The following is a 22,210-nucleotide window of genomic DNA, read 5'->3' as shown; positions in this document are numbered from 1 at the left end:
GTCCACGCCTCCTCCGCCTTGCAGCTGCACGCACCAGACCCCGCTCGGCTCGGTCAAGAGGCACTGTTCCTCACTGCCGGCCTGATCCAGACGACGCCCCCTAGGGCCATGTGCCGTTCAAAGGGGCGTGCTGGGCCGGTGGTGTGATCAGGTCGGCCGCGGTGATCGCGGCGGGGGTGGAGTGGCCGGACAGGGCGAGGGTGAGGTCGAACTCGGCGAGCAGCGAGCGGATCACGTGTTCCACACCGGCCTGACCGTCCAGACCCAGTCCGTAGACGTACGGCCGGCCCAGCAGGACCGCCCGCGCGCCGAGGGCGAGGGCCTTGAACAGGTCGTCCCCGGTGCGCACCCCGCTGTCGAACAGCACGGTCAGCCGGTCGCCCGCCGCCTCCGCGACCCGCGGCAGCGCGTCGGCCGCGCCGACCGAACCGGCCACCTGCCGGCCGCCGTGGTTGGACACCACGACCCCGTCCATCCCGGCGTCGGCGGCGAGCCGCGCGTCGTCCGGGTGCAGCACGCCCTTGAGCACGATCGGCCCGTCCCAGTGCTCCCGCAGGAACGCCAGGTCCGGCCAGGTGTGACTCGGGTTCCCGAACAGACCGAGGAAGTGCAGCACGGCCGCGTTCGGGTCCTCCTGCACCGGCTTGGCAAGGCCCGCCCGGAACGCCGGGTCGGTGAAGTAGTTGGCGGTGCCCACCCCGTTCAGGAACGGCAGATAGGCCTGGTCGAGATCGCGCGGGCGCCAGGACAGCAAGGGTGTGTCGAGCGTGACGACCAGCGCCGAGAACCCGGCGGCCTCCGCCCGCGCGAGGAAACTCCTCGTCACCTCGCGGTCCTTGCCCCAGTAGAGCTGGAACCACCGCTCGGCGTCCCCCATCGCCTCCGCCACCTGCTCCATCGGCGTACTGGAGGCCGAGGACAGGATGTACGGCACACCCTGCGCGGCGGCGGCCCGGGCGGCCGCGGACTCGGCGTCCGGATGCATGATCGACAGCACGCCGACGGGCGCCAGCGCCAGCGGGGCCGGCAGCGCGCGGCCCAGCACCCGCACCGACAGATCCCGCTCGCCGACGTCGCGCAGCATGCGCGGGACGATACGGCGCCGCTCCAGGGCCGCCCGGTTGGCGCGCATGGTGCTGCCGTCGCCGGCGCCGCCCGCCACATAGCCGACAGGGCCGGGCCCGAGTCGCAGCTCGGTCAGCTCCTCGAGGCGGGTCAGATCGGTGGGCAGCCGCGGCACCGCGCCCGTCATCCCGTTGAGATAGATCTCGTACTGGAAGTCAGCCCAGTGCTTGGCCATCCGTACGCCCCGCCTCTCCACGTCGAGTATGCGCAGGGGTGACCATACCCGCCGGTATGTACGGGGGCCCACCCCGTCCTCCGCGTCAGCTCGCCGCGGTCGCCGCAGGCTGGGCCGCGTCCGGTTCGGCGCCGGGACCGGTGATCGGCGGCACCGGCACCTCGACGGTCCGGGCCAGCCGGGGCCCCTCGGGGCCGTAGGCCGCGCGCGGCTCCGGGAACAGCCGCAGCAGCGTCAGGAACAGTACGGCGGCCACCGCGAGGGACAGGGGCAGGCTGATGTCGACCCCGTTGGCGAGGTCGCCCAGCGGGCCGACGAACTGCCCCGGGATGTTGGTGAACAGCACACCGATCACCGCCGATACCCACCAGGCCGTCATCCCGCGCCAGTTCCAGCCGTGCGAGAACCAGTAACGGCCCCCGCGCTGGCGGCGGTTGAAGACCTGCAGGGCGTCCGGGTCGTACCAGCCGCGCCGGGTGTAGAAGCCCAGCATCATCACGACCATCCACGGAGTGGTGCAGGTGATGATCATCGTGGCGAAGGTCGAGATCGACTGCACCAGGTCCAGGCCGAAGCGGCCGATGAAGATGAACGCGATGGACAACACGCCGACGAGCACGGTCGCCTGGACGCGCGACAGCCTCGGGAAGACCGAGGAGAAGTCCAGGCCCGTGCCGTAGAGCGAGGTGGTCCCGGTCGACATGCCGCCGATCAGGGCGAGCAGACAGACCGGCAGGAAGAACCAGCCGGGGGAGATGGCGAGCAGACCACCGACGAAGTCCGGGGCCGCCGGGTCGACGTACTTGGGTGCCTTCGTGGCGATGATGCTGGCGGTGGCCAGGCCGAAGACGAACGGCAGCAGCGTGGCGATCTGCGAGAGGAACGCGGCCGCGACCACCCGGCGGCGCGGCGCGTCGGCCGGGATGTAGCGGGACCAGTCGCCGAGGAACGCCCCGAACGACACCGGGTTGGACAGCACGATCAGCGCCGCGCCGATGAACGACGGCCAGAACGCCGACGGGGACGCCTGCGCCGCCGCGTCCGCCGAGGCCGTGAACACCCCGGCGTACGACGGGTCGAAGTCCCCTGCGAACGCGATCGCGCCGAGCACGAACAGCACGCTCGCCGTGGCCACCGCGACCTTGTTGACGAACAGCATGAACCGGAAGCCGTACACGCACACCGCGAGGACCAGCCCCGCGAAGAGCGCGTACGCGACGACGTACGCCGGTGTGGAGCGCTCCAGGCCGAACAGCCGGTGCGCGCCGCCGACCAGGGCGTCGCCGGAACTCCACACCGAGATGGAGAAGAACGCGATCGCCGTGAGGAGGGACAGGAACGAGCCGACCACGCGGCCGTGCACACCGAGGTGCGCGGAGGACGCGACAGCGTTGTTGGTGCCGTTCACCGGGCCGAACACCGCCATCGGGCACAGGATCAGCGCGCCCGTCACCACCCCGAGGAGCGTGGCGGCGAGGCCCTGCCAGAAGGACAGGCCGAACAGGATCGGGAACGCGCCGAGCACACAGGTCGAGAACGTGTTGGCACCGCCGAAGGCGAGCCGGAACAGGTCGAGCGGGGTCGCGGAGCGGTCCGCGTCGGGGATCCGCTCGACACCGTGGGCCTCGACTTCGGTGAGGGACGGCGTGGCAGGCTGCGAGTGGTGCTGCGAGGACAAGGGGGCTCCAGCGGGGGACGGCGGCGGAGCGCGGGGCGGCGCGGGGGCGGGCGGACGGCCGGCGGCGTCGCGGGGTGTGCGGCGGACCGGAGGCCGTCCTCAGGGGGTTCTGCCGACGCTAGAGCCCGGGTCAAGCCGGCGGCCAGAGGACTATTCATCCACCTTTCGCAGCCGCAGTGGATGATTCGGCCAGGGCCCGGCGGTCTCAGTCCTGGTCGGCGTCCGGCCCCTGGGCCCGGACCCGTTCGACATGCTCCAGCGAGTCGCGCAGTTCGGCCAGCCAGTCGTCGGTGTGCTTCTGAACCAGCCGCACGCACCAGGCCAGTGCCTCACTGCGGCTGCGTGCCACACCCCCGGCGATCAGCGTGTCCAGCACCTGGCGCTCGGGCTGGCGCAGCCGGGTCATCACCGGCGCGGCCACGTGTGTGAACAGCGCCCGCCGCCCGTCGCACTCCACACCCCAGGACACCTTGCGCCGGAACTGGTGCTCCGCCTCCTGGGCCACACCTATCCGGATCTCCCGGGTGCGCTCCCGGAACTCCTGGATCCGGCCCTCCACGGCGGCTTCCCGCTCGGCTTCCGAGACGCCCTCCGCCAGCTTGGGTCCGGGGATGCGCCCCACGACGGTGATCTCCTCGCGGTCCACCGTCACCTCGACCAGCTCCTCGAACAGGTCGTCGGGCAAACGGCCGGCGAACCAGCCGCGCAGCTTCTCTCGTTCCTCTTGAGTAATCATGTAATGACCATTACTCCGGTGCAGCACAAAGGCAAGGGCTTGCCGAGAAGTCCGCCGACAGCGGAAGCGGAATGTTTCAGGACGATTAACCAGGCGAGGGGATCCGGCCATCCGGCCGTTTCGCGCGATCAGGAACCGCTCGGTTGCACGGTCAGCGCGTTCGATTTCCGTCACTTCACGCCACTGATTCAATACGCAATGTTACTGAAACCCGTGGGTTCGATGTGTGTTTCGGCGGCGGAGTCGGCAGAGTGGCGCCCGCCGCTCCCGGCACCCACCGGGCCGTGGGCGGCACCCGTCGAATCAAGCGGAAGGATGCACACAATGCGAACCACCGCGCGCTGGGCAGCGACCCTCGGTCTCACGGCCGCCGCCGTCTGCGGCCCTCTGACCGGGGCAGCCCTCGCCGCCCCGAGCTCGCTCTACGCCCCGTCGGCCCTGGTGCTCACCACCGGCCACGGCACTGACGCGGCCACCGCCACGCCCGAGCGCGCCGTCACCCTGAACTGCGCCCCGGCCGCCTCCGGTACCCACCCGGCCGCCGCCCAGGCCTGCGCCGAACTGCGCGCCGCCGGCGGCGACTTCGAGGCCCTGGCGCCCAGAACCGATGTGTGGTGCACCAGGCTCTACGATCCCGTCGTGGTCACGGTCGAGGGCGTCTGGCAGGGCAAGCGCGTCTCCTACGAGCGCACCTTCGGCAACCAGTGCATGAGGGACGCCTACGGGGTCAGCGTCTTCGCCTTCTGAGCCCGGGATCGCACGGTCCTCGTGACTGCCGGAACAGGTCCGCAAGTGGGGAGTGCGGCCACTGGAGCGAGGAACCGGCGATCTCGCGCCGGGGGTCGGACGGGCGGAGTGGGGCCGCCCGCCGCCCCCGGCATCACCGCCGCTCCCCGGCGCTCCCGTCCCGGGGGTAAGCCGGGGAGCGGCGGAAAACGACCCAGCAGGCCCGAGGCCCTGAGCAGCCGCGGAATCCGGGGGCCTTCGCACACCAGCCGCAGCCGGCCGCCCCGCTCCTTGGCCCGCGCATCGGCCCGGCACAGCACCCGCAGCCCCGAACGGTCGAGGAAGTCGAGCGCGCGCAGATCGACGAGCAGGTCGGGCTCGGATCCGGTGGTCGCGGCGAGCAGATGCCCGGCGACCAGCTCCTCGGTGGCGACGTCCACCTCACCGAAGACCTCGACCACGAGATACGCCCCGCACCGGCGGGTCCGCGCCCAGGAGTTGGCGGCGGGCAGCCCGGGTTCCACGGCTTCCGGCGTCATCTCTGCTAGTGCCTGTTGCGGCACCAGCCCTGGCACGGGGCACGTACGGGCCCGGTTGTTACCCGCCGGGAGCGCCTGCCATCCCTGATGCGGGCGGCGCAAGATCAGGCTCACTCGGCTCGGTGAACTCCCCTCAAGGGGTGACTTGAGACGCCCTGTGGGGGCCTGAGGGATCTGCGCGCTCGACTCGTACCGGCCCGCGGACGGCAACGGCGAGGGGCCGCCGTCTCCCTGCTGACGGCGACCCCTCGGTCTTCGGCGGCTCTCCGACGGTCACCTCACATATGAACGACCGGCGCCGCATCCGCGTCCTGCTGCGGCACCCCCCGACGGAACAGCAGGAAGGCGATCACCGCACCCGCCGCGAACATGCCGGCCGACCACAGAACGCGGTCGTGTAGCTCTCGATCGTCGCCTGGGCCTGCACCAGCTTGCTGGTCGCGTTCCGCCCGGCCAGATAGTCCGTCGCCGCGCCCGCCGCGAGGGTGTTGAGCAGCGCCGTACCGATCGAACCGCCCACCTGCTGCATGGCGTTGACCGTCGCGGAGGCGACACCCGCCTCGTCGGCCGTCACCCCGCCCGTGGCCAGCTGCATGGTCGCCGGCATGACCAGGCCGAGGCCGAAGCCGGTCACGATCAGCTGCGGCAGCACCGCGCTCACGTAGCTGGAACCCATGCCGATTCCGGTCAGCCAGGCCATGCCGGCCGCGGCGATCGCGAAGCCCAGCGGGACGAGCACCTTCGGGCCTGTCCGCGGCAGCAGGACCGTGGTGCCGACCTGAGCGGCGACCATCAGGGCACCGACCATCGGCAGGAACGCCAGACCGGTCTTCGTCGGGCTGAAGCCCAGGTTCAGCTGCAGGTAGTAGGTGAGGAAGAGGAACACACCGAACATGCCACCGGCGGAGATCAGCACGGCCAGGAAGGAGGCGCCCCGGTTGCGGTCCAGCAGGATGCTCAGCGGCAGCAGCGGGTGCGCCGTCTTGGTCTGCCACCAGGCGAAGGCCGCCAGCAGTGCACCGCCCGCGATCAGGAAGCCCCAGGTCAGCGGCGAACCCCAGTCGTGCGTCTCGGCGTTGGAGAAGCCGTAGACCAGTGAGAAGAGGCCGCCGGCCACGAGGACCGTGCCGGGTACGTCCAGCTTGGAGTTGCCGGCGTCGCGGTGGTTGTGCAGCAGCGCCATACCGCCCGCGAAGGCGACGACGGCGATCGCGACGTTCACATACAGGGTCCAGCGCCAGTCGAACGCGTCGGTCAGGACACCGCCGAGCAGCAGACCCACCGCACCGCCGGCACCCGCGATGGCGCCGTAGACACTGAACGCCCTGGCACGCTCGCGGGCGTCGGTGAACGTGGTGTTGAGGAGGGAGAGCGCGGCCGGTGCGAGCAGCGCGCCGAAGGCACCCTGCAGGGCGCGCGCGGTGACCAGCATTCCGAAGCCGTTCGCCGCACCGCCCAGCGCCGACACGGCGGCGAAGCCGACGACTCCTACGAGAAAGGCGGTCTTACGGCCGAACAGGTCGGCGATGCGTCCGCCGAGCAGCAACAGGGACGCGAAGGCGAGGGCGTACGCGGTGACGATCCACTGCCGGTTGCCGTCGGAGAAGCCGAGGTCCGCCTGGGCCGACGGCAGGGCGATGTTCACGATGGTGGCGTCCAGTACCACCATCAGCTGGGCGACGGCGATGACCGCGAGGATCCACCACCGCTTGGATGAGGCGGCGGCCGGCGGTGCCTCCGCGGCACCGACGCGGACGTCGTCGGTCAGAGTCTTCTCAGACATGGGGGAACCACTCCAGGGAAGTCGTTCGGGATTTTCGAGAGGCCGCTTCGGCGCGACGGGCTTACGAGTCCGCGAACGAAACGGTTTCGTACACATTGAGCGTAGACCACTTCCAGCGAAACGGCAACGTTTCGCAGGGGAGCTCTATTACGAGGTGCGCGGCGCCGGTCCGGCGCTACTGATGATCAGTGGTGCAGGCGGGGGCGCGGATCCAGGCGGAGTACCTGCGTCGTCCGGCCCTTTCGCGGCGGCGGTAAGGGCGTTGGCCACGCTGTTGCTCCCGCGGTGAACCGAGCCTTGTATGCCTTGACGGGAATATAACCTCGCGGGCATGTTGGTCTCATGTCCGCCGATACCCTCTGGACCGCCCTCGCCGACCCCCACCGACGGGCCATGGTCGGCCTCCTCCTGACGCGCCCGAGGCCGGTCGGCGAGATCGTGGACGCATGCGGACTGAGCCAGCCGAGTACCTCGAAGCACCTCAAGGTGCTGCGCGAGGCGGGCCTGGTCCGGGTACGGCAGGACGCGCAGCGCCGCGTCTACATGCTGGACCCCGCGCCGATCGCCGAACTCGACGCCTGGCTCGCTCCGTACCGCAAGCTGTGGAACACCAGCCTGGACGCACTGGAGCACCGCCTGGACGAGACGTCGGACACCCCGCAGGAACCCTCTTCCAAGGACTGATCTGCCATGACCGCCGAACTCACCGGCACCTATCTCACCCTCGACGACGGCCGTTCCGCCGTCCGCTTCAGCCGTACCTACGACCACCCTGTCGAGCGCGTCTGGCAGTTCGCGACCGACCCGGACGAGTCGGCGCACTGGTTTCCGTCGCGCCTCGATATCGAGTTGCGGGACGGCGGTACCGTCACGTTCAGCGGCGACCCACGCCAGGCGGACGCGACGGGCACGGTGCTCGCCGTCGACGAGCCACGGCACCTCTCCTTCACCTGGGGCGGCGACGAAGTGCATTTCGACCTCGAAGCGCTGGATGAGAAGCGCACCCGCTTCACCCTGACCCAGGTGCTCGCGGAGGAGAACACGGCTGCCCGCAACGGCGCCGGCTGGGAGGTGTGCCTGCTCGCCCTCGACGCCCTGGCCGGTGGCGAGCGACACGCGGGTCCGCATTCCGAGGAGGCCGCCGACTGGCGGCAGTTCTACGACGCTTACCTGGGCGCCGGAATCCCCTCCGGCGCGCCCGTCCCCGGCCTCGACGTCTGACCGTTCACGCCAGCTGCCGCCGCACCAGCTCGTGCAGCCGCCCGCCGGTGTCGGCGAGCAACTGGGCAGGCGGGCCCTGCTGGGCGACCTTGCCGTCCTCCATCACTACGACACGGTCGGCGTCCATGACGGTCGACAGCCGGTGGGCGATGACGATCCGGGTGGCGTTCAGCTTGCGGGTGCTCTCGATGACCGTGCGCTGGGTGTCGTTGTCCAGGGCGCTGGTGGCCTCGTCGAAGAACAGGATGCGGGGCCGCCGGATCAGCGCCTGGGCGATCATCAGCCGCTGCCGCTGACCGCCCGAGATGGCGCCGCTCCCGGCGACGATCGTGTGCAGCCCCATCGGCATCCGCTTGATGTCCTCGGCGAGGCCCGCCATCTCGGCCGCCGCCATCGCCTCCTCGGGGGTGTACGGCTCGGTGCCGCAGATGACGTCCAGGATCGAGCCGGTGAACGGCTGCGCGTGCTGGAGCACCACCCCGCACTGCCGGCGCACGGCCGACTGGTCGAGCGCGCCCAGGTCCTGGCCGTCGTACAGCACGCTCCCCGAGACCGGCTTGTCGAAGCCGATCAGCAGCCGCAGCAGCGTCGACTTGCCGCAGCCGCTGGGGCCGACGATCGCCACGAACTCGCCTGGCCGCACCTGGAAGGAGACGTCGTCGAGGACGAGGGGGCCGTCGTCCGCGTACCGGAAGGAGAGACGGCGGGCCTCGATACCGCCGGACAGCGGGCCGGGGCGGGTGCTGGCGGTGCGCACCTCGGGGGCGGCCTCCAGGACCGGCTTGATCTCCTCGAACAACGGGAGTGCGGCCACCGCCGACACGAAGGAACCGGTCAGCTGGGTGACCGAGGTGAGCAGCATCGTCACCGACGTGTTGAAGGTGAGGAAGGCCGCCGCGTCCATGGCGCCCTTCGCCGGGCCGGCCAGCAGCATGAACATCAGCAGGGTGCAGACCGGGAGATAGACCGAACCCAGCACCGTGGTGAGGTTCTTGATCCGGCCCACCTTCTGCTGGAGCTCACGGCTGCGGGCGAACTCGCCCGCCCAGGCCGCGTAGGCGTAGTTCTCGGCCGCCGCCACCCGCAGCTTGGGCAGACCCCGCAGGGTCTGGAAGGCCTGGTTGTTCAGCTTGTTGCCGAGCACCACCAGCCGGCGCTGCCAGCGCACCTGCCACAGCCCGAGCCCCAGGAAGAGGGCGCCGATGACGACGAGCATGGCAAGGGCCGCCAGCGCCATCGGGACGCTGTACCAGAACAGCAGGCCCAGGTTCATCGCCCCGACGGTCACCGACTGCGCTACCACCGGGCCGACGCCCGCCAGCAGCCGGCGGATCGCGCTGATGCCCATGGCCGCGCTCGCCAGCTCCCCGGTCGAGCGCTGGGTGAAGAACTTCGTCGGCAGCCTCAGCAGCCGGTCCCAGACGGCCGGCTGGAGGGTCGCCTCGATACGGCCCTCCAGGCGGAGGATGGTGAGGTTCTCCAGGAGCGTGAACGCGGACGACACCACCGCGCTGACCATCACCGCCAGGCAGACCTGCACGATCAGGTTCGTCTGGGCCTTCGGCACGTACTCGCCCAGCACCTTGCCGGTCGCGATCGGCACCAGGGCGCCGATCGCGACGGTCACCAGTCCGGCAAGCAGCAGGTTGCCGAGGTCGCCGCGCGTACCGCGCAGGCTGAACCGGAGCAGGCCGAGCAGGCTGGGCGCCTTGTCGGGCAGCGGACGGTAGAACATCACCGCGCGCGGCTCGAACTCCTCCGCGTTCGCCTTCTCGATCGGCGTCTCCCGGCCGGTCGCCGGATGGACGGCGACATAGCCGCCGCGCCGCCACAGCAGCGCGACCGGAGCGCCGGACAGGGCACGGTGTCCGATGAGAGGTCCCACGTTGTCCCGCCACCAGCGGCCGTCGAGACGTACCGCCCGGACACGCACCCGGGACGCGAGGGCCACCCGTTCGATCGGGTCGATACGGTCGCTCTCGGTGCCGCTCTGCGCGGGCTCGGCCAGGGTGATGCCGGCCGCCTGGGCGACCAGTTTGCAGGCCGCGTAGGAGGCGTCGGCATCGGCGGCAGTCGTACGCTTGGCCGCCTTGCCGATGGAGGCGAGCAGCGTGCGGTCGGCCTGGGCACGGACCGCCTCACCGGCCTTGATACCGGCCGCGGTGCGGGTCTCGTGGGTGCGCTCCAGCTGTTCGATCCACCGGTCCAGCGTGGTGAGCAGCCGGTACTGCTGGTCGACCATGGTCTGCCACAGGGCGGGGTCCATCAGCAGATCGGCGGCCGCCTCCGCGCCGTACAGCGAGCCGTACTGGACGCTGCCCGGCGGCACCTGCATCCAGAAGACGTCGTCGTCGGTGGGGGCCGCGGCCCGCTCGCTGGCGGTCATCGGCGCCTGGAAGAGGATCGACAGGCCGCGGCCGACGCCGAGCGCGAGGGCGTACTCCAGGGGGCTCGTGGTCGGCGGCACGTACTGCGGGTTGCCGTACTCGTCGTAGGACCACGTCTGGGTGCTGGCGGGCTGGTAGAGCTCGCGCAGGCCGATGCGGTGGACCACGCAGTCGCGGAGCGGGCGGGCCACCAGGGTGTGCTGGGGTCCGGCGACCGGACCGAGCAGGAGAGCGCCCGCCTCCAGCCGTCCCAGGTGGTGCCAGTGACCCTGCTGTTCGGCGTCCACCGCGAACAGGTCCAGGGCGCCGGACACCACCAGCCACAGCACCTGCGGCCCTTCTAGGTCCAGGCGGTTGAAGCCGGTGCAGTCGATCCGGGCGCCCAGCGAGCCGAGCGCGCCGAGAACGAGGTCGCCTTCCTCTACGGTCGTCATCTCATCGCTCCCTGACCAGCGCGGCGTACGCCCCGCCGTGTGCCACCAACTCGTCGTGCCGACCGCGCTCCACGATCGTGCCGTGCTGGAGCACGACGATCTCGTCGCTGTCGCGGACCGTGCTCAGCCGGTGCGCGATCACCACACAGGCGCAGCCGCGCCGGCGCAGGTTGTCCATGACCGTCAGTTCGGTTTCGGCGTCGAGGGCGCTGGTCACCTCGTCGAGCACGAGGATGCTCGGCCTGCGGACCAACGCCCTCGCGATCTCCAGGCGTTGCCGCTGGCCGCCGGAGAAGTTGCGGCCGTCCTGCTCGACCTTGCTGTGGATGCCACCGGGGCGGCGCATCACCACGTCGTACAGGGCCGCGTCCCGCAGCGCCTCCACCACGGCCTCGTCCGGGATGGACGGGTCCCACAGCGCCACGTTGTCGCGGACCGAGCCCTCGAAGAGGAAGACGTCCTGGTCGACGAAGGAGACGGAGGCGGCGAGGGCGCCGCGCGGGATGTCGTCCAGGCGCTGGCCGTCGATGCGGATCACGCCCTCCCAGGGGGCGTACAGGCCCGAGATCAGCCGGGAGACCGTGGACTTGCCGCTGCCCGAGCCACCCACCAGGGCCACCTGCCGGCCGGGGCCGACGGTCAGGTCGAAGCCGGTGAGCAGGGGCTTGTCGAGCGGGCTGTAGCCGAAGGTGATGTTCTCCAGTTCAACATGGCCGTGCAGCCGCCGGGTCGACTCGCCGGAGCCGGGGCGGGCGTAGATCGGGTCCGCCTGGAAGTTCTCCACGTCCTTGAGGCGGGCCACGTCGGCCGCGAAGTCCTGGATGCGGCCCGCGACGCCGTTCAGCCGGGTGAGCGGGGCGGTGAAGCGGGTGACCAGGGACTGGAAGGCGACCAGGAGCCCGACCGAGATACCGCCCTCGACCGCCCGCATACCGCCGATCCACAGGATCAGCGCGCTGTTGAGGGTGGCGAGCGTCGGGGCGACCACCCCGAGCCAGGCGCTCGGCACCCCCAGCCGCTGCTGTTCCTCCAGCGTGCTCGCGTGCTGCCCGGCCCACTTGCGGAAGTAGCCGTCCTCACCGCCGGTCGCCTTCATCGTCTCGATCAGCTGGAGGCCGGTGTAGGAGGTGTTGGTGAGCCGGGCGGTATCCGCGCGCAGCTTGGCGGTCCGGGTCGCGCGCAGCCGCACGACGAACCGCATCGCCACGATGTTCAGCAGCGCCACCCCGATGCCGACGAAGGTGAGCTGCGTGTCGTAGGTGTAAAGGAGCACCGCGTACAGCACCACGACCACCGCGTCCACACCGGCCGCCGCGAGGTCGCGGGCCAGGGTCTCGGCGACCTGGTCGTTGGACTGCAGGCGCTGGACCAGGTCGGCCGGGCTGCGCTGGGAGAAGAAGGTCACCGGCAGCCGCAGCAGATGGCGCAGGAAGCGGGCGCTGGACAGCGTGGAGGAGACGATACGGCCGTGCAGCAGGTTGGCCTGCTGCAGCCAGGTCAGGGCCAGGGTGAGCAGCACACAGGTGCCCATCGCCGCGAACAGCACGGCGAGCAGCGAGGTCTGGCCGCCGATGAGGAACATGTCGATGTACTGGCGGCTCAGCGCGGGCACCGCCGCGCCCACGACCACCAGCAGCAGACTGGCCAGCACCGCCGCCGGCATGGTGCCCGCCGTACCGCGCAGCCGGGCCGGCATCGCGCCGAGGACACCGGGCTTGCGGCCGCCCCTCTCGAAGCCGTCGCCCGGCTCCAGGACCAGCACGACGCCGGTGAAGCTGCCGTCGAACTCCTCCAGGGGCACGAACCGGCGGCCCTTGGCGGGGTCGTTGATGAAGACGCCGCGGCGGCCGAAGCGGCGGCCCATGCCGTCGTAGACGACGTAGTGGTTGAACTCCCAGAACAGGATCGCCGGGGCCTGGACGTCGGCGAGCGCCGCCAGGTCCATCTGCATGCCCTTGGCCGTGAGGCCGTAACTGCGGGCCGCCTTCAGCAGGTTGCTGGCGCGCGAGCCGTCGCGGGAGACACCGCAGGCGATGCGCAGCTCCTCCAGCGGGACATGGCGGCCGTAGTGGCCGAGGACCATGGCGAGGGAGGCGGCGCCGCACTCGACGGCCTCCATCTGGAGCACGCTGGGTGTGCGGACCATGCGGCCGCGGCCCTTGGGCACCGGTCGCTTGGGCGGGGCGGCGCGCCGGCGGCCGCGGGTCTCCTGGGCGGTGGTCACGGGAGCAGCCAATCGACGGGGTGCTGGTCGGCCAGCCGGATCGCACCCGAGGCCAGGGTCATGGAGTCGAGCTTGAACGGCGGCCCGTCCGCCGAGGACCACTTGTAGCCGCTCTTCCTCTTCCTCGACGTGTCCAGCCGGACGAGCACCGCCACCGGGCGGCCCTTCCTGGTGAACTGGTCGCCGAGCTGGCTGTCCCCGAGGAACGCGGAGATCGACTGGGCCGACTGGGCACTGCGGTCCACCGACTTCACATGGCCGCGCAGCACTCCGTACTCCTGTGTCGACACCGACGACACGGTCAGGTCGACCGGGGCGTTCGCGGGGATGGCGGAGGCGTTCTCGGCGGGGACGTAGACCGTCGCGTACAGCGGGTCCGAGGCGTGGGCGATCTTCTCCACGGCGGCGACGTTCGCGCCGGTCTGGATGATCTGCCCGATGGTGGCGGCGAGCGCGCTGATCCGGCCCGCGGCGACCGTACGCACGACCGAGTCGCCCTGGCTGGTGTGCACCTTCAGGACGGGGGAGTTCGCCGGCAGCCGCTGGCCCTGCTCGGCGAGGACGGCCGTGACCTGCCCGGCGACCGGGCTCTGCAGGATGTAGCTGCCCTGCCCGTGGGTGAGGATGGCCTGGGCGCTCACCGTGGAGGCGACCGAACCGGTCACCGCCCACACCGAGGCCGCCGCCATCACGACGACCGAGACGGACAGCGCGAGCCAGCCCTGCGGACGGGCGAAACGCACCGGAAGATCGAGCTCCTCCGGCGACTGAAGCTTGGCGAGGGCCTGTTGGCGGAACTGCACGGAACTTCCCTCACCTGTGGGAGAGACGCTGGTGAACAGGGGGTGTCTCAAAACACCCGAGAGCCCCGGGGCCTGGGTACGGCTCCGGGACTCAGCGGCAACGAGGTGCGGTCAGATACCGGCGACCAGGTTGGTGACCGGCTGGGTGTTCAGGCCGGTGACACCCTCGAGGGTGCCCACAGCCATGTTGACCAGGCCGGAAACCGGGGCAACGCCGTCCACCAGGCCGGTGACGGTGCCGAGAGCGTTCAGGGACAGGCCGCCCGAGACGTTGTCGAGCTCGGCGTCGGAGATCTCGACGGTCTCAACCTGGGGGGTGGAGTTCATGATGGAACTTCCCTTCATATGGATATTCACAAGGGGGAGAACGGCCCCCCAACGGCCCTTTGGGGACAGTACGGATGGCCGCCACCGCGGGCGCCGGGTGCCCGTCTCCGGGAGCCCTTCGCAACACCGCGGTGCGATGGATCAAAGCACGCTCGCGGTCCGCGCATCCAATCAACCATGCGCCTCACCTGGGCTCTTGAGCCTCAGAAGGGCTCATCCGTGCAGGCGTGGGCACGTCTTGTCGGCGACTCCTTCACACACCGCACGACTTCGCCGCAGCCGAATGGCTTGCCTCTGCGGCGGCGAATCCGGCACTCCGCGCCAAAGAGGCGGCAGGGGGCGTGCGGTTGTGCAGATCTGCCGGTTCCGGTGACTTGCTTGGGTAGTGGATGTGCAGATTCTCTGAAGCAAGGATTCCGGTAGGTGATCGCGACAGTCCGTCAATGATCGATTGCTGACCGTGTCGGTCCAAGGGTGCAGGCTTTCACCCCAGGAGTGCGTAGACCGTGCTCGACCGGGCCGCGAGCGCACCCGACCTCTCGTCGCTCATCGTGATGTCGGCGAACGCCATCCGGCGGCCCAGTTTGGTCAGCACCGCTTCGATCAGGACATCCGAACCGGTCACCGCGCGTTGGAACGACGTCGACTGCTGCACCGTCGTCATCGGCACGAAGCCGCCCCGGGCCGCCGAGACCGCGATCACCGCCGCCGTGTCGGCCGCCGCCATCAAGGCCTGCCCCGACAGCCCGCCGCCCTTCCGGGACAGCCGGTCCGACCAGGGTGGACGCAGCAACGCCCGGTCCTCGCCCACCGCCTCGACGGACAGCCCGAGATCGACCACCCAGGGGGGCGAAGTCGGCGGAGAGGATCTTGTCGGCTTCGGCGGTGGTCGTCGTCATATGGGGGATTGTTCCCGGGCCCGGGGCACGCAACGCGCGTCCGCGACCCGACACGCGCGGGTGTGGCCGATTCGCCGTCCGTCCAAGGAAGTTGGGAACCGGAACTGAACGCACCACGTGACCCGCCCGTACCTATGGCCATCCAGGCGCCGCTCACGAACGACTGCCCGATCACGGCAGACACTCCGTCCCTTGGAGGTCGAGAAGTTTGAGTCACAAGCGAATTCCGAAGCGCAGGGCCGCGATAGCGGTGGGCGGTGTCGCCGCGCTCGGCGCTGCGGCCCTACTGCTGCCGAACGCCAACGCGTCACAGGACAACGCCTCCGGCGCCACCACCGCTGCCCCCAAGACCCTGAAGGCGACCGACGCCTCGGACCTCGCCGCGCAGCTCCAGGGCCTGCTCGGCCAGGCCTTCGCCGGGTCCTACTACGACAGCGGCAAGCAGCAGCTCGTCGTCAACGTCATCAACGGCGACGACAACGTGGTGGTCCAGGCGGAGAAGGCCGGCGCGGTCGTCCGCCAGGTGGAGAACAGCAACTCCGAGCTGGCGGCCGCCGCCACCACCCTGAAGACCAAGGCGACGATCCCGGGCACCGCCTGGGCCGTCGACCCGAAGACCAACAAGGTCGTGGTCAGCGCCGACAGCACCGTCACCGGCACCAAGTGGGACACGCTGGAGTCGACGGTGCAGAGCCTTGGCTCGAACATGGCGACCCTGAAGAAGTCGTCGGGCACCTTCAAGACCTTCGTCTCCGGCGGCGACGCGATCTTCTCCCAGGTGCAGAACGGCAGCGTCCGCTGCTCCCTCGGCTTCAACGTCACCGCCTCCGACGGCAGCCCCGCCTTCCTGACGGCCGGTCACTGCGGAGTCGCGGCCCAGGACTGGTCCGACTCCGAGACCGGCCAGCCGATCGCCACCGTGGACCAGGCCACCTTCCCCGGCGAGGGCGACTTCTCGCTCGTCAAGTACAACGACCCCGCCACCCAGGCGCCGAGCGAGGTCAACGTCGGCAACGGCCAGACCGTCGCCATCAACCAGGCCGTGGACGCCACCGTCGGCCAGACCGTGTTCCGGATGGGCTCCACCACCGGTCTGCACGACGGCCAGGTCACCGGCCTCGACGCCACCGTCAACTTCCAGAGCGAGACCGACCCCAACGGCGTCGACACCGTCACCGGTCTCATCCAGACCGACGTCTGCGCCGAGGCCGGCGACAGCGGCGGCTCGCTGTTCACTCAGGACGGCGGCGCGGTCGGCATGACCTCCGGCGGCAGCGGCGACTGCACCTCCGGCGGTGAGACCTTCTTCCAGCCGGTGACCACCGCCCTGCAGGCGACCGGCGCGACCCTCGGCGGCGGCGCGGGCGCCGGTGGCGCCGGTGCCGGTGACGCCGGGGCCACGGCCGACCCGTCCGCGACGGCCGACCCGTCCGCCACGGCCGGCGACGGGAGCGGTGCCGGCGGCGACCAGATCGGCGGCGCCGCCGACCCGTCCGCGACGGCCGGCGACCAGAGCGGCGTCAGCGACCCGTCCGCGACGGCCGGCGACGGGACCGGCGTGAACGACGGCTCGTAGGCCAACGGCGGTTGTCGTCCCACTGCCCCACCGCCCGGCCCCACGAGCGGTTCCGGCCGACCGGTGGACGGTCCGGCCCTCCGGCGGGAGGGCCGGACCGCAGCACGCCCCGCGTACGTCAGCCGTCGGGCCGCGCTCTGAGCAAGAGCACCGCCACGTCGTCGACACGCTCCTGCGCCGCCGCACTGTGCCGCACGAGCGTGTCGGCGAGCTTGTCCAGCGGCTGGTCGCCGTTCTCCGCGAGCAGTTCGCCCAGATCGACCAGCGCGTCCTCGATGTCCACACCGGGTGACTCGACCAGCCCGTCGGTGTACAGGGCGAGCACCGAGCCCGGCGCCAGCGACACCTCGGTGGTCGGGTACGTCGCCCCCGCGTCGATGCCCAGCAGCGGGCCCCCGGCCAGGTCGAGCACGCGTACCCGCCCGTCCGGACGTCTCAGCAACGGTGGCGGATGCCCGGCCCGGGCCATCACCGCCCGCCCCCGCTCCGGATCCAGCCGCAGATACAGGCAGCTCGCGAACAGATCCGCCCCGAAGTCGATCAGCAGCCGGTTGGTGCTGCGCATCACCTCCTCCGGCGCCTGCCCGACGGTGGTGAAAGCCCGGACGCCGGTACGGATCTGGCCCATCAGCCCGGCCGCCGTCACGTTGTGCCCCTGGACGTCCCCGATCACCGCCGCCGCCAGCGGCCGGGTCGGCACCAGGTCGTAGAAGTCGCCGCCGATCTCCATGCCGTGCATGGCGGGCAGATAGCGCGCGGCCGCCTCGATGCCGGGCGGCGGAGCCAGCGAGTGCGGCAGCAGGGCCGCCTGGAGACCGTGCGCCAGCTGGGTCTTCGCGTCGTAGAGCAGGGCCCGCTCCAGCGCCTGCGCGACGAGCCCGCCGAGACTGGTCAGCACGGCGCGCTCGTCGGCGGGGAAGGCGTGCGGCTCGGCGTAGGAGAGGACGCAGGTGCCCACTGGCCGGCCCGACGCGATCAGCGGCAGATACGCCCAGGCGGCGAAGCCGTCCGGGGTCTCGTGCCGGCCCGGATACAGCCGCTCCAGCTGCTGCTTCGACTCGAAGAACGCGGGGACGCCGGTGTTCAGGACATGGGTGCCGGGCGTCCGTTCGGCCAGCGGGAGGCCGTCGAAGCGCTCCACGATCCGTGGCTCCTCGTAACCGCGGTGCCCGAGGACGTGCAGCCGTCCGCCCCGGGTCCCGAGGACCACCAGGGCCTGGCTGCCGACGGCGGGGGCCACCTCGTCGGCCACCAACTGCACGACGTCCTGCACACCGACGGCCTCCGTCAGTGCCCCGGCCAGGCTCAGCACCTGCGAGATGGTGACCAGCCGGGAGCCGGGCGCCGCGTCGGCGCGCGGCAGCGCGCCCACCATCTCGGCGACCGCCCGGGCCCGGCTGATCCGGGTGGTCAGTCCGGTCGTGCTCGGATACATCCGGAACGACAGCCAGTCGCCCGGCGGCTTGAGCGCCACGAACGACGTCACGTGCTGGCTGATCAGCGCCGCCCGGTAACGGTCCTCGTACATCGGGTCGTTCAGCCAGGGCACCGCCACCCACGGCGGGTTGCCGAGCAGATCGCCGACCTGGACGCCGAGCAGCTCGGCCGCCGCCGCGTTGGCGAAGCAGACCCGCCCGTGCAGATCGAGCGAAGCCAGCCCGTACGGCAGCCGCGCCACCATCCGTGCCGCCTCCACCGTGCCCAGCGTGCCCGCCACCCCGGACGCCGGCGCCGCCAGCAGATCCGGCTCGGCCCGCCGCGTACGGTGCTCCCGGCCGGCCCGCTTCAGCCGTTTCGCGAGCCGGTCGCCCGCCGACGTCAGGGCCGCCCGCTCCCGGTCCGACAGCACCGTCGGATGCGAACCTGGCCAGGTCACGAACAACGCCCCGTACGCGGTGTCCCGTGTCGCCACGGGTACCGCGGCCAGCGCGAACGGATAGGGCAGCACCACCGCGATCCGCGGGTACCGGCGGGCCATGTCCTCCTCGCCGCCCACCCACACCAGCCGCCGCTCGCGCACCGCCTCCGCCACCGGGATCGGAGTGCTCAGCCCGACCCGCTCCCAGGGCGCCGCGAACGCCCGGGGCAGCCCCGCCGTCACCGCCATCTCCAGGACCGCCTCGTCGGCGGCGAGGAGATAGACCGCGCCGGAGTGCGCGTGGACCTCCTCCATCACCGAGGCCAGCGCCAACGACAGCAGCGGCGGTCGGCCGGACCGGGTCTCGTCGGCCGCCGTCTCCTCCAGGCCCGGCTGCGCCGACGCGGGAGGGGCCCCCATCCTGTCGGACACGCCCGACCACCTCCTCGTCCGGCCGCGCGTCGCGTCCCCCGGGTCAAGACTCCCTCGTGGCGGCGACGGGCGCACGGCGAAAGCGGCGCAAGCCACCTCACCGGGCCGCGCCCGCGTACCCCGTCCGCCCCGGCACATGCCCCCGCAGCCGAAGAGCGCGGCGGCGTACGGGCGCCGGGCGTGCGCCCTGGTAGAGGCCGCGGGTGCGCAGCAGGTCCTCGTGGGTGCCGTACGCCGTGCCGGGGCCGTCCATCGTCAGGATCCGCTCGGCGCGGGCGGCGGAGGCGGTCCGGTGCGCGACGTCCGTCGGCGAGCGCGTACACCTCGTACCACCTGTCCATCGTGCGGGACGCACGGGTCAAGACATGGTCGGCGCCTTTCGAGCGCAGCGGCCCCCGGGCTGCACGGAACAGTCACAGGGGCTGCGCAGACGCCCCATAAGCGCTGTAATGGCGGCGTGGTCAGTGAGGGCGCTGCGGTACGCGGAACGAGAACGCAACGCGCCGAAATCGCCCTCGAAACGCTCACGGGCGATCCCGGCGCACCCGACCGGCTGCGCCGCGTCCTCGAACAGGCGCTGGTGCTCGCCGGCGCGGCGTTCGCCGCGGTGTACGCGCCGGGGGACGACGGGACCGTGCTGCGCCTGGCCGACTCGGCCGGACTGCCCCGCACCTTCTTCGGGCTGCGTGACGCCTACCCGGCCGTGGGGCGGTCCCCGGCCGCCGAGACCTACGGCACCGGGCGGTCCGTCTGGCTGGGACCCGAGGAACTGGCCGGCTGCCCGGACGCGCGGCGGACCCCGTTCCCGGAGTTCTCACTGGCGGTCCTGCCGTTGCCCGGCCGTGCCGGACTTCTGGCCGCCGTCAGCGAACGGGACGGCGGGTTCGGCGACGAGGACCGTGCCTGCCTGGAACTGATCGCCGACGCGATCGCCCTGCCCGTCCAACTCCCCACGCCCGCCGACACCGGCGTGCTGCCCGCCGACGCGTTCACCCTCGCCATGGACACCGGCCGGATCGAGGTCGGCGACGGCATCCTCGGGCTCTTCGACATGAGCCGGGACGAGTTCGACGGCAAGGTCGAGACACTGCTGGGCCGTACCGTGCCCGAGGACGTGGCCGCCCTGATGTCCGTCGTCGAGGCCGACCACATGTCCATCGGCGACCGCGAGCTGGAGTTCCGGATCCTGGAGCCCTCCGGGTCGCCCAAGTGGCTGCGGCTGCGCGGCCGCCTGGTGCCGGCCGGTGAGGGGCGCCCCGCCCGGCTGGCCGGCACCGTCGCCGACGCCTCCACGCTCCGCTCCGACGTCACGGACGTGGCCCGCGTGCAGCGGCTCGCCGCCGCGCTGGCCACCGCCGGCACGGTCAAGGACGTCAGCCAGGCCGTCGTCGCCGCCCTGCGCGCACCGCTCAAGGCCGACCGCATAGCCCTGGCCGAACTGGAGAACGACCGTCTCGTCGTCACCGTCCTGGACCCGCCCGACGCCGAGTCCTGGCCCGAGCTGTGGCGCACCGAATGGCGCACCGAATGGCCCGACGCGCCGGTGCGCGCCATGCCCACCCTCGCCGCAGTCCTACGCGAGGGCCGCCCCCGGATCTGGCACGCCCCGACCACCCTGGAACCCGCCCTCGCCGAGGTCGGCCCCGGCGGACTCGCCGTCCTCCCGCTGCCCGCGGGCGGCCGGATGGCCGGCGCCTGCCTGATCGGCTGGGACAGCCCGCACGACTTCGGTCCCGACGAACGCGCCCTGCTCACCGCCTCCGCCGGCCTCGCCGGCGAGGCCCTGATGCGCGCCCACGCCTTCGACGCCGAGCACGAACTCGTCGGCATGCTCCAGCGCGCCCTGCTGCCCCGCCGGCTGCCCCGGCTGCCCGGCGCGGTCGCCGTCGCCCGCTATCTGCCCACCGCCGAGGGCCTTGAGGTCGGCGGCGACTGGTACGACGTGATCCCGCTGACCGACAACCACGTCGCCCTCGTCATCGGCGACGTACAGGGTCACAGCGCCGCCGCCGCCACCCTGATGGGCCAGATGCGCACCGCGCTGCGCGCCTACGCGGCCGAGGGGCACACCCCCGACGTGGTCGTCTCGCACGCCAACCGGCTCCTCATGGACATGGAGAGCGACCTCTTCGCCACCTGCTGCTACGTCGACGTCGACATGGAGGACGGCACCGCCTGGTGCGTGCGCGCCGGGCACCTGCCACCGGTCCTGCGTCACCCGGACGGCGTCACCGAGGTCGTCGTGACCGAGGGCGGCCCCCCGCTCGGCGTGGTCGCCCAGGCCGACTTTCCCATGACCCAGCTCAGCCTGCGCTCCGGCACCCTGCTCGCGCTCACCACCGACGGCCTGGTCGAGTCCCCAGGGACCGACATCGACGACGGCATGACGCGCTTCGCCCGCGACCTCGGCGCCTCCGACCCCACCCACCTGGGCCTGGTCGCCGACGCTCTGCTCGGCAACGCCCACCGCACCGACGACGTCGCCCTGCTGCTGATGCGCTACGACGGTATGGCCGTGCGCCCGCTGCGGGAGAGCTGGACGGTCTGGCGGGTCCCCGAGGCGGCCCGGCACGCCCGCCGCTTCAGCCGCCGCATCCTGCGCTCCTGGGCAGTCACCGACGACCTCATGGACGCGGCCCTGCTGGTGGTCTCCGAACTCGTCACCAACGCCCTGATTCACACCGACGGGCCGGTCCGGCTCGATCTGACCCTGGTCGACCACCGGCTGCGGATCGCCGTCGCCGACGCCTCGCCACGCAGTCCGGTGAAACCCTCGAACATCGGCTGGGAGGCCACGGGCGGGCGCGGCATCCTCCTTGTGGAGGCCATGTCGGCCGCCTGGGGGACCGTGCCGGTCAGCGGCGGCAAACAGGTGTGGGCGGACCTCGTCCTGGACATCGGCTGAGCGCCACACGGGTGCACGTCCGGCCGTCTCGGGAGGCGGCGCGGGCCGACCCTTCTTAGGGTCTTGACGTGGCACACACCTTCGAAGAACTCGTGGCGAAGCACCGCGCGGCCGACGCGGCCCACGACAAGGTCCTGGAACTGCGGGACACCTACGGACCCCCGGCCCTGCAGGCGCCGGGCGGCCCCCAGTCAGAGACCTACGAGACGGCCGTGCGCGCGTGGCGCGACCTCGCCCGCGACGAACAGACCGCCGTGAGGGAGTACGCCCGCGACGAGGGCCGGCCGCGGTCCGAGGTCGAGGCGGAGGTGGAACGCGCGGCGGCCCAGCCGGAGGACTCCTGAACCGCGCCGACACGTGCGCTGAAATTACCGTACAAAAC

16 protein-coding genes and 2 pseudogenes are annotated in these 22,210 nt (G+C 71.6%); 6 read left to right on the top strand and 12 right to left on the bottom strand.

The genetic code is table 11. From position 1 onward, the window contains the following. Positions 1 to 100 precede the first annotated feature (100 nt). The 3 genes from ABZ396_RS27515 to ABZ396_RS27505 form a co-directional block, all read right to left on the bottom strand. Positions 101 to 1,300 (bottom strand): lactate 2-monooxygenase, encoded by a 1,200-nt coding sequence (locus tag ABZ396_RS27515; RefSeq protein WP_358923942.1) that lies wholly within the window; start codon positions 1,298 to 1,300, stop codon positions 101 to 103. 85 nt (positions 1,301 to 1,385) lie between these two features. Further along, a complete protein-coding gene (locus ABZ396_RS27510) occupies positions 1,386 to 2,978 on the bottom strand; it encodes a cytosine permease (RefSeq protein WP_358923940.1) in 1,593 nt (530 codons plus the stop codon). A gap of 205 nt (positions 2,979 to 3,183) precedes the next feature. After that, positions 3,184 to 3,714, bottom strand: a complete 531-nt coding sequence (locus ABZ396_RS27505) for a hypothetical protein (protein ID WP_358923938.1) — start codon at positions 3,712 to 3,714, stop codon at positions 3,184 to 3,186. Between the two features lie 324 nt (positions 3,715 to 4,038). On the opposite strand from ABZ396_RS27505, the gene ABZ396_RS27500 reads away from it, so the two are divergent. Beyond that, positions 4,039 to 4,461, top strand: a complete 423-nt coding sequence (locus ABZ396_RS27500) for a protease inhibitor (RefSeq protein WP_358923936.1) — start codon at positions 4,039 to 4,041, stop codon at positions 4,459 to 4,461. On the opposite strand, the gene ABZ396_RS27495 is transcribed toward ABZ396_RS27500, so the two are convergent. Both ABZ396_RS27495 and ABZ396_RS27490 read right to left on the bottom strand, forming a co-directional pair. Further along, entirely contained in the window at positions 4,434 to 4,979 is a 546-nt protein-coding gene (locus tag ABZ396_RS27495; RefSeq protein WP_358923934.1) for an STAS domain-containing protein, read from the bottom strand. The genes ABZ396_RS27500 and ABZ396_RS27495 overlap by 28 nt on opposite strands. Positions 4,980 to 5,257: 278 nt before the next feature. Next, positions 5,258 to 6,762: pseudogene (locus tag ABZ396_RS27490) on the bottom strand (MFS transporter). Between the two features lie 342 nt (positions 6,763 to 7,104). Between ABZ396_RS27490 and ABZ396_RS27485 the strand changes: the two are divergent. Together ABZ396_RS27485 and ABZ396_RS27480 are read left to right on the top strand one after the other, a co-directional pair. Further along, a complete protein-coding gene (locus ABZ396_RS27485; RefSeq protein ID WP_358923932.1) occupies positions 7,105 to 7,446 on the top strand; it encodes a metalloregulator ArsR/SmtB family transcription factor in 342 nt (113 codons plus the stop codon). Between the two features lie 6 nt (positions 7,447 to 7,452). Continuing rightward, positions 7,453 to 7,983, top strand: a complete 531-nt coding sequence (locus ABZ396_RS27480) for an SRPBCC family protein (RefSeq protein ID WP_358923931.1) — start codon at positions 7,453 to 7,455, stop codon at positions 7,981 to 7,983. Positions 7,984 to 7,987: 4 nt separating this feature from the next. On the opposite strand, the gene ABZ396_RS27475 is transcribed toward ABZ396_RS27480, so the two are convergent. The 5 genes and pseudogenes from ABZ396_RS27475 to ABZ396_RS27455 all read right to left on the bottom strand — a co-directional run bounded on the left by ABZ396_RS27475 (position 7,988) and on the right by ABZ396_RS27455 (position 15,057). Then, entirely contained in the window at positions 7,988 to 10,804 is a 2,817-nt protein-coding gene (locus ABZ396_RS27475; protein WP_359186202.1) for an NHLP bacteriocin export ABC transporter permease/ATPase subunit, read from the bottom strand. A 1-nt stretch (position 10,805) separates the two neighbouring features. Continuing rightward, positions 10,806 to 13,028 (bottom strand): NHLP family bacteriocin export ABC transporter peptidase/permease/ATPase subunit, encoded by a 2,223-nt coding sequence (locus tag ABZ396_RS27470; RefSeq protein WP_358923928.1) that lies wholly within the window; start codon positions 13,026 to 13,028, stop codon positions 10,806 to 10,808. Beyond that, positions 13,025 to 13,831 carry an HlyD family efflux transporter periplasmic adaptor subunit gene (locus ABZ396_RS27465; protein ID WP_358923926.1) on the bottom strand — a complete coding sequence of 269 codons (807 nt, stop codon included), beginning with the start codon at positions 13,829 to 13,831 and terminating at the stop codon, positions 13,025 to 13,027. Before ABZ396_RS27465 ends, ABZ396_RS27470 begins: the two co-directional genes overlap by 4 nt. 111 nt (positions 13,832 to 13,942) lie before the next feature. Continuing rightward, positions 13,943 to 14,158 (bottom strand): type A2 lantipeptide, encoded by a 216-nt coding sequence (locus ABZ396_RS27460; RefSeq protein ID WP_358923924.1) that lies wholly within the window; start codon positions 14,156 to 14,158, stop codon positions 13,943 to 13,945. A 484-nt stretch (positions 14,159 to 14,642) separates the two neighbouring features. After that, a pseudogene (locus ABZ396_RS27455) lies at positions 14,643 to 15,057 on the bottom strand (PaaI family thioesterase). Positions 15,058 to 15,265: 208 nt separating this feature from the next. Between ABZ396_RS27455 and ABZ396_RS27450 the strand changes: the two are divergent. Beyond that, entirely contained in the window at positions 15,266 to 16,633 is a 1,368-nt protein-coding gene (locus tag ABZ396_RS27450; protein WP_358923922.1) for a S1 family peptidase, read from the top strand. Between the two features lie 118 nt (positions 16,634 to 16,751). Here ABZ396_RS27450 and ABZ396_RS27445 read toward each other — a convergent pair whose 3' ends face one another. Together ABZ396_RS27445 and ABZ396_RS27440 are read right to left on the bottom strand one after the other, a co-directional pair. Next, a complete protein-coding gene (locus tag ABZ396_RS27445) occupies positions 16,752 to 18,911 on the bottom strand; it encodes a SpoIIE family protein phosphatase (RefSeq protein ID WP_358923973.1) in 2,160 nt (719 codons plus the stop codon). A gap of 109 nt (positions 18,912 to 19,020) precedes the next feature. Continuing rightward, the gene (locus ABZ396_RS27440) at positions 19,021 to 19,278 is read right to left on the bottom strand and encodes a hypothetical protein (RefSeq protein ID WP_358923920.1); all 258 of its coding nucleotides are present in this window, start codon (positions 19,276 to 19,278) and stop codon (positions 19,021 to 19,023) included. A gap of 102 nt (positions 19,279 to 19,380) precedes the next feature. Between ABZ396_RS27440 and ABZ396_RS27435 the strand changes: the two genes are divergently transcribed. After that, on the top strand, positions 19,381 to 21,828 hold the full coding sequence (locus tag ABZ396_RS27435; protein ID WP_358923918.1) for a SpoIIE family protein phosphatase: 2,448 nt from the start codon (positions 19,381 to 19,383) through the stop codon (positions 21,826 to 21,828). Between the two features lie 68 nt (positions 21,829 to 21,896). Beyond that, entirely contained in the window at positions 21,897 to 22,172 is a 276-nt protein-coding gene (locus ABZ396_RS27430) for a hypothetical protein (protein ID WP_358923916.1), read from the top strand. Positions 22,173 to 22,210: the final 38 nt, after the last annotated feature.

Origin of the sequence: Streptomyces sp. NPDC005866 (assembly GCF_040629895.1) — a bacterium.
Classification (GTDB): Bacteria; Actinomycetota; Actinomycetes; order Streptomycetales; family Streptomycetaceae; genus Streptomyces.
The sequence above is the reverse complement of the archived record's forward strand: the minus strand, read 5'-3'. Positions and strand labels throughout refer to the sequence as shown.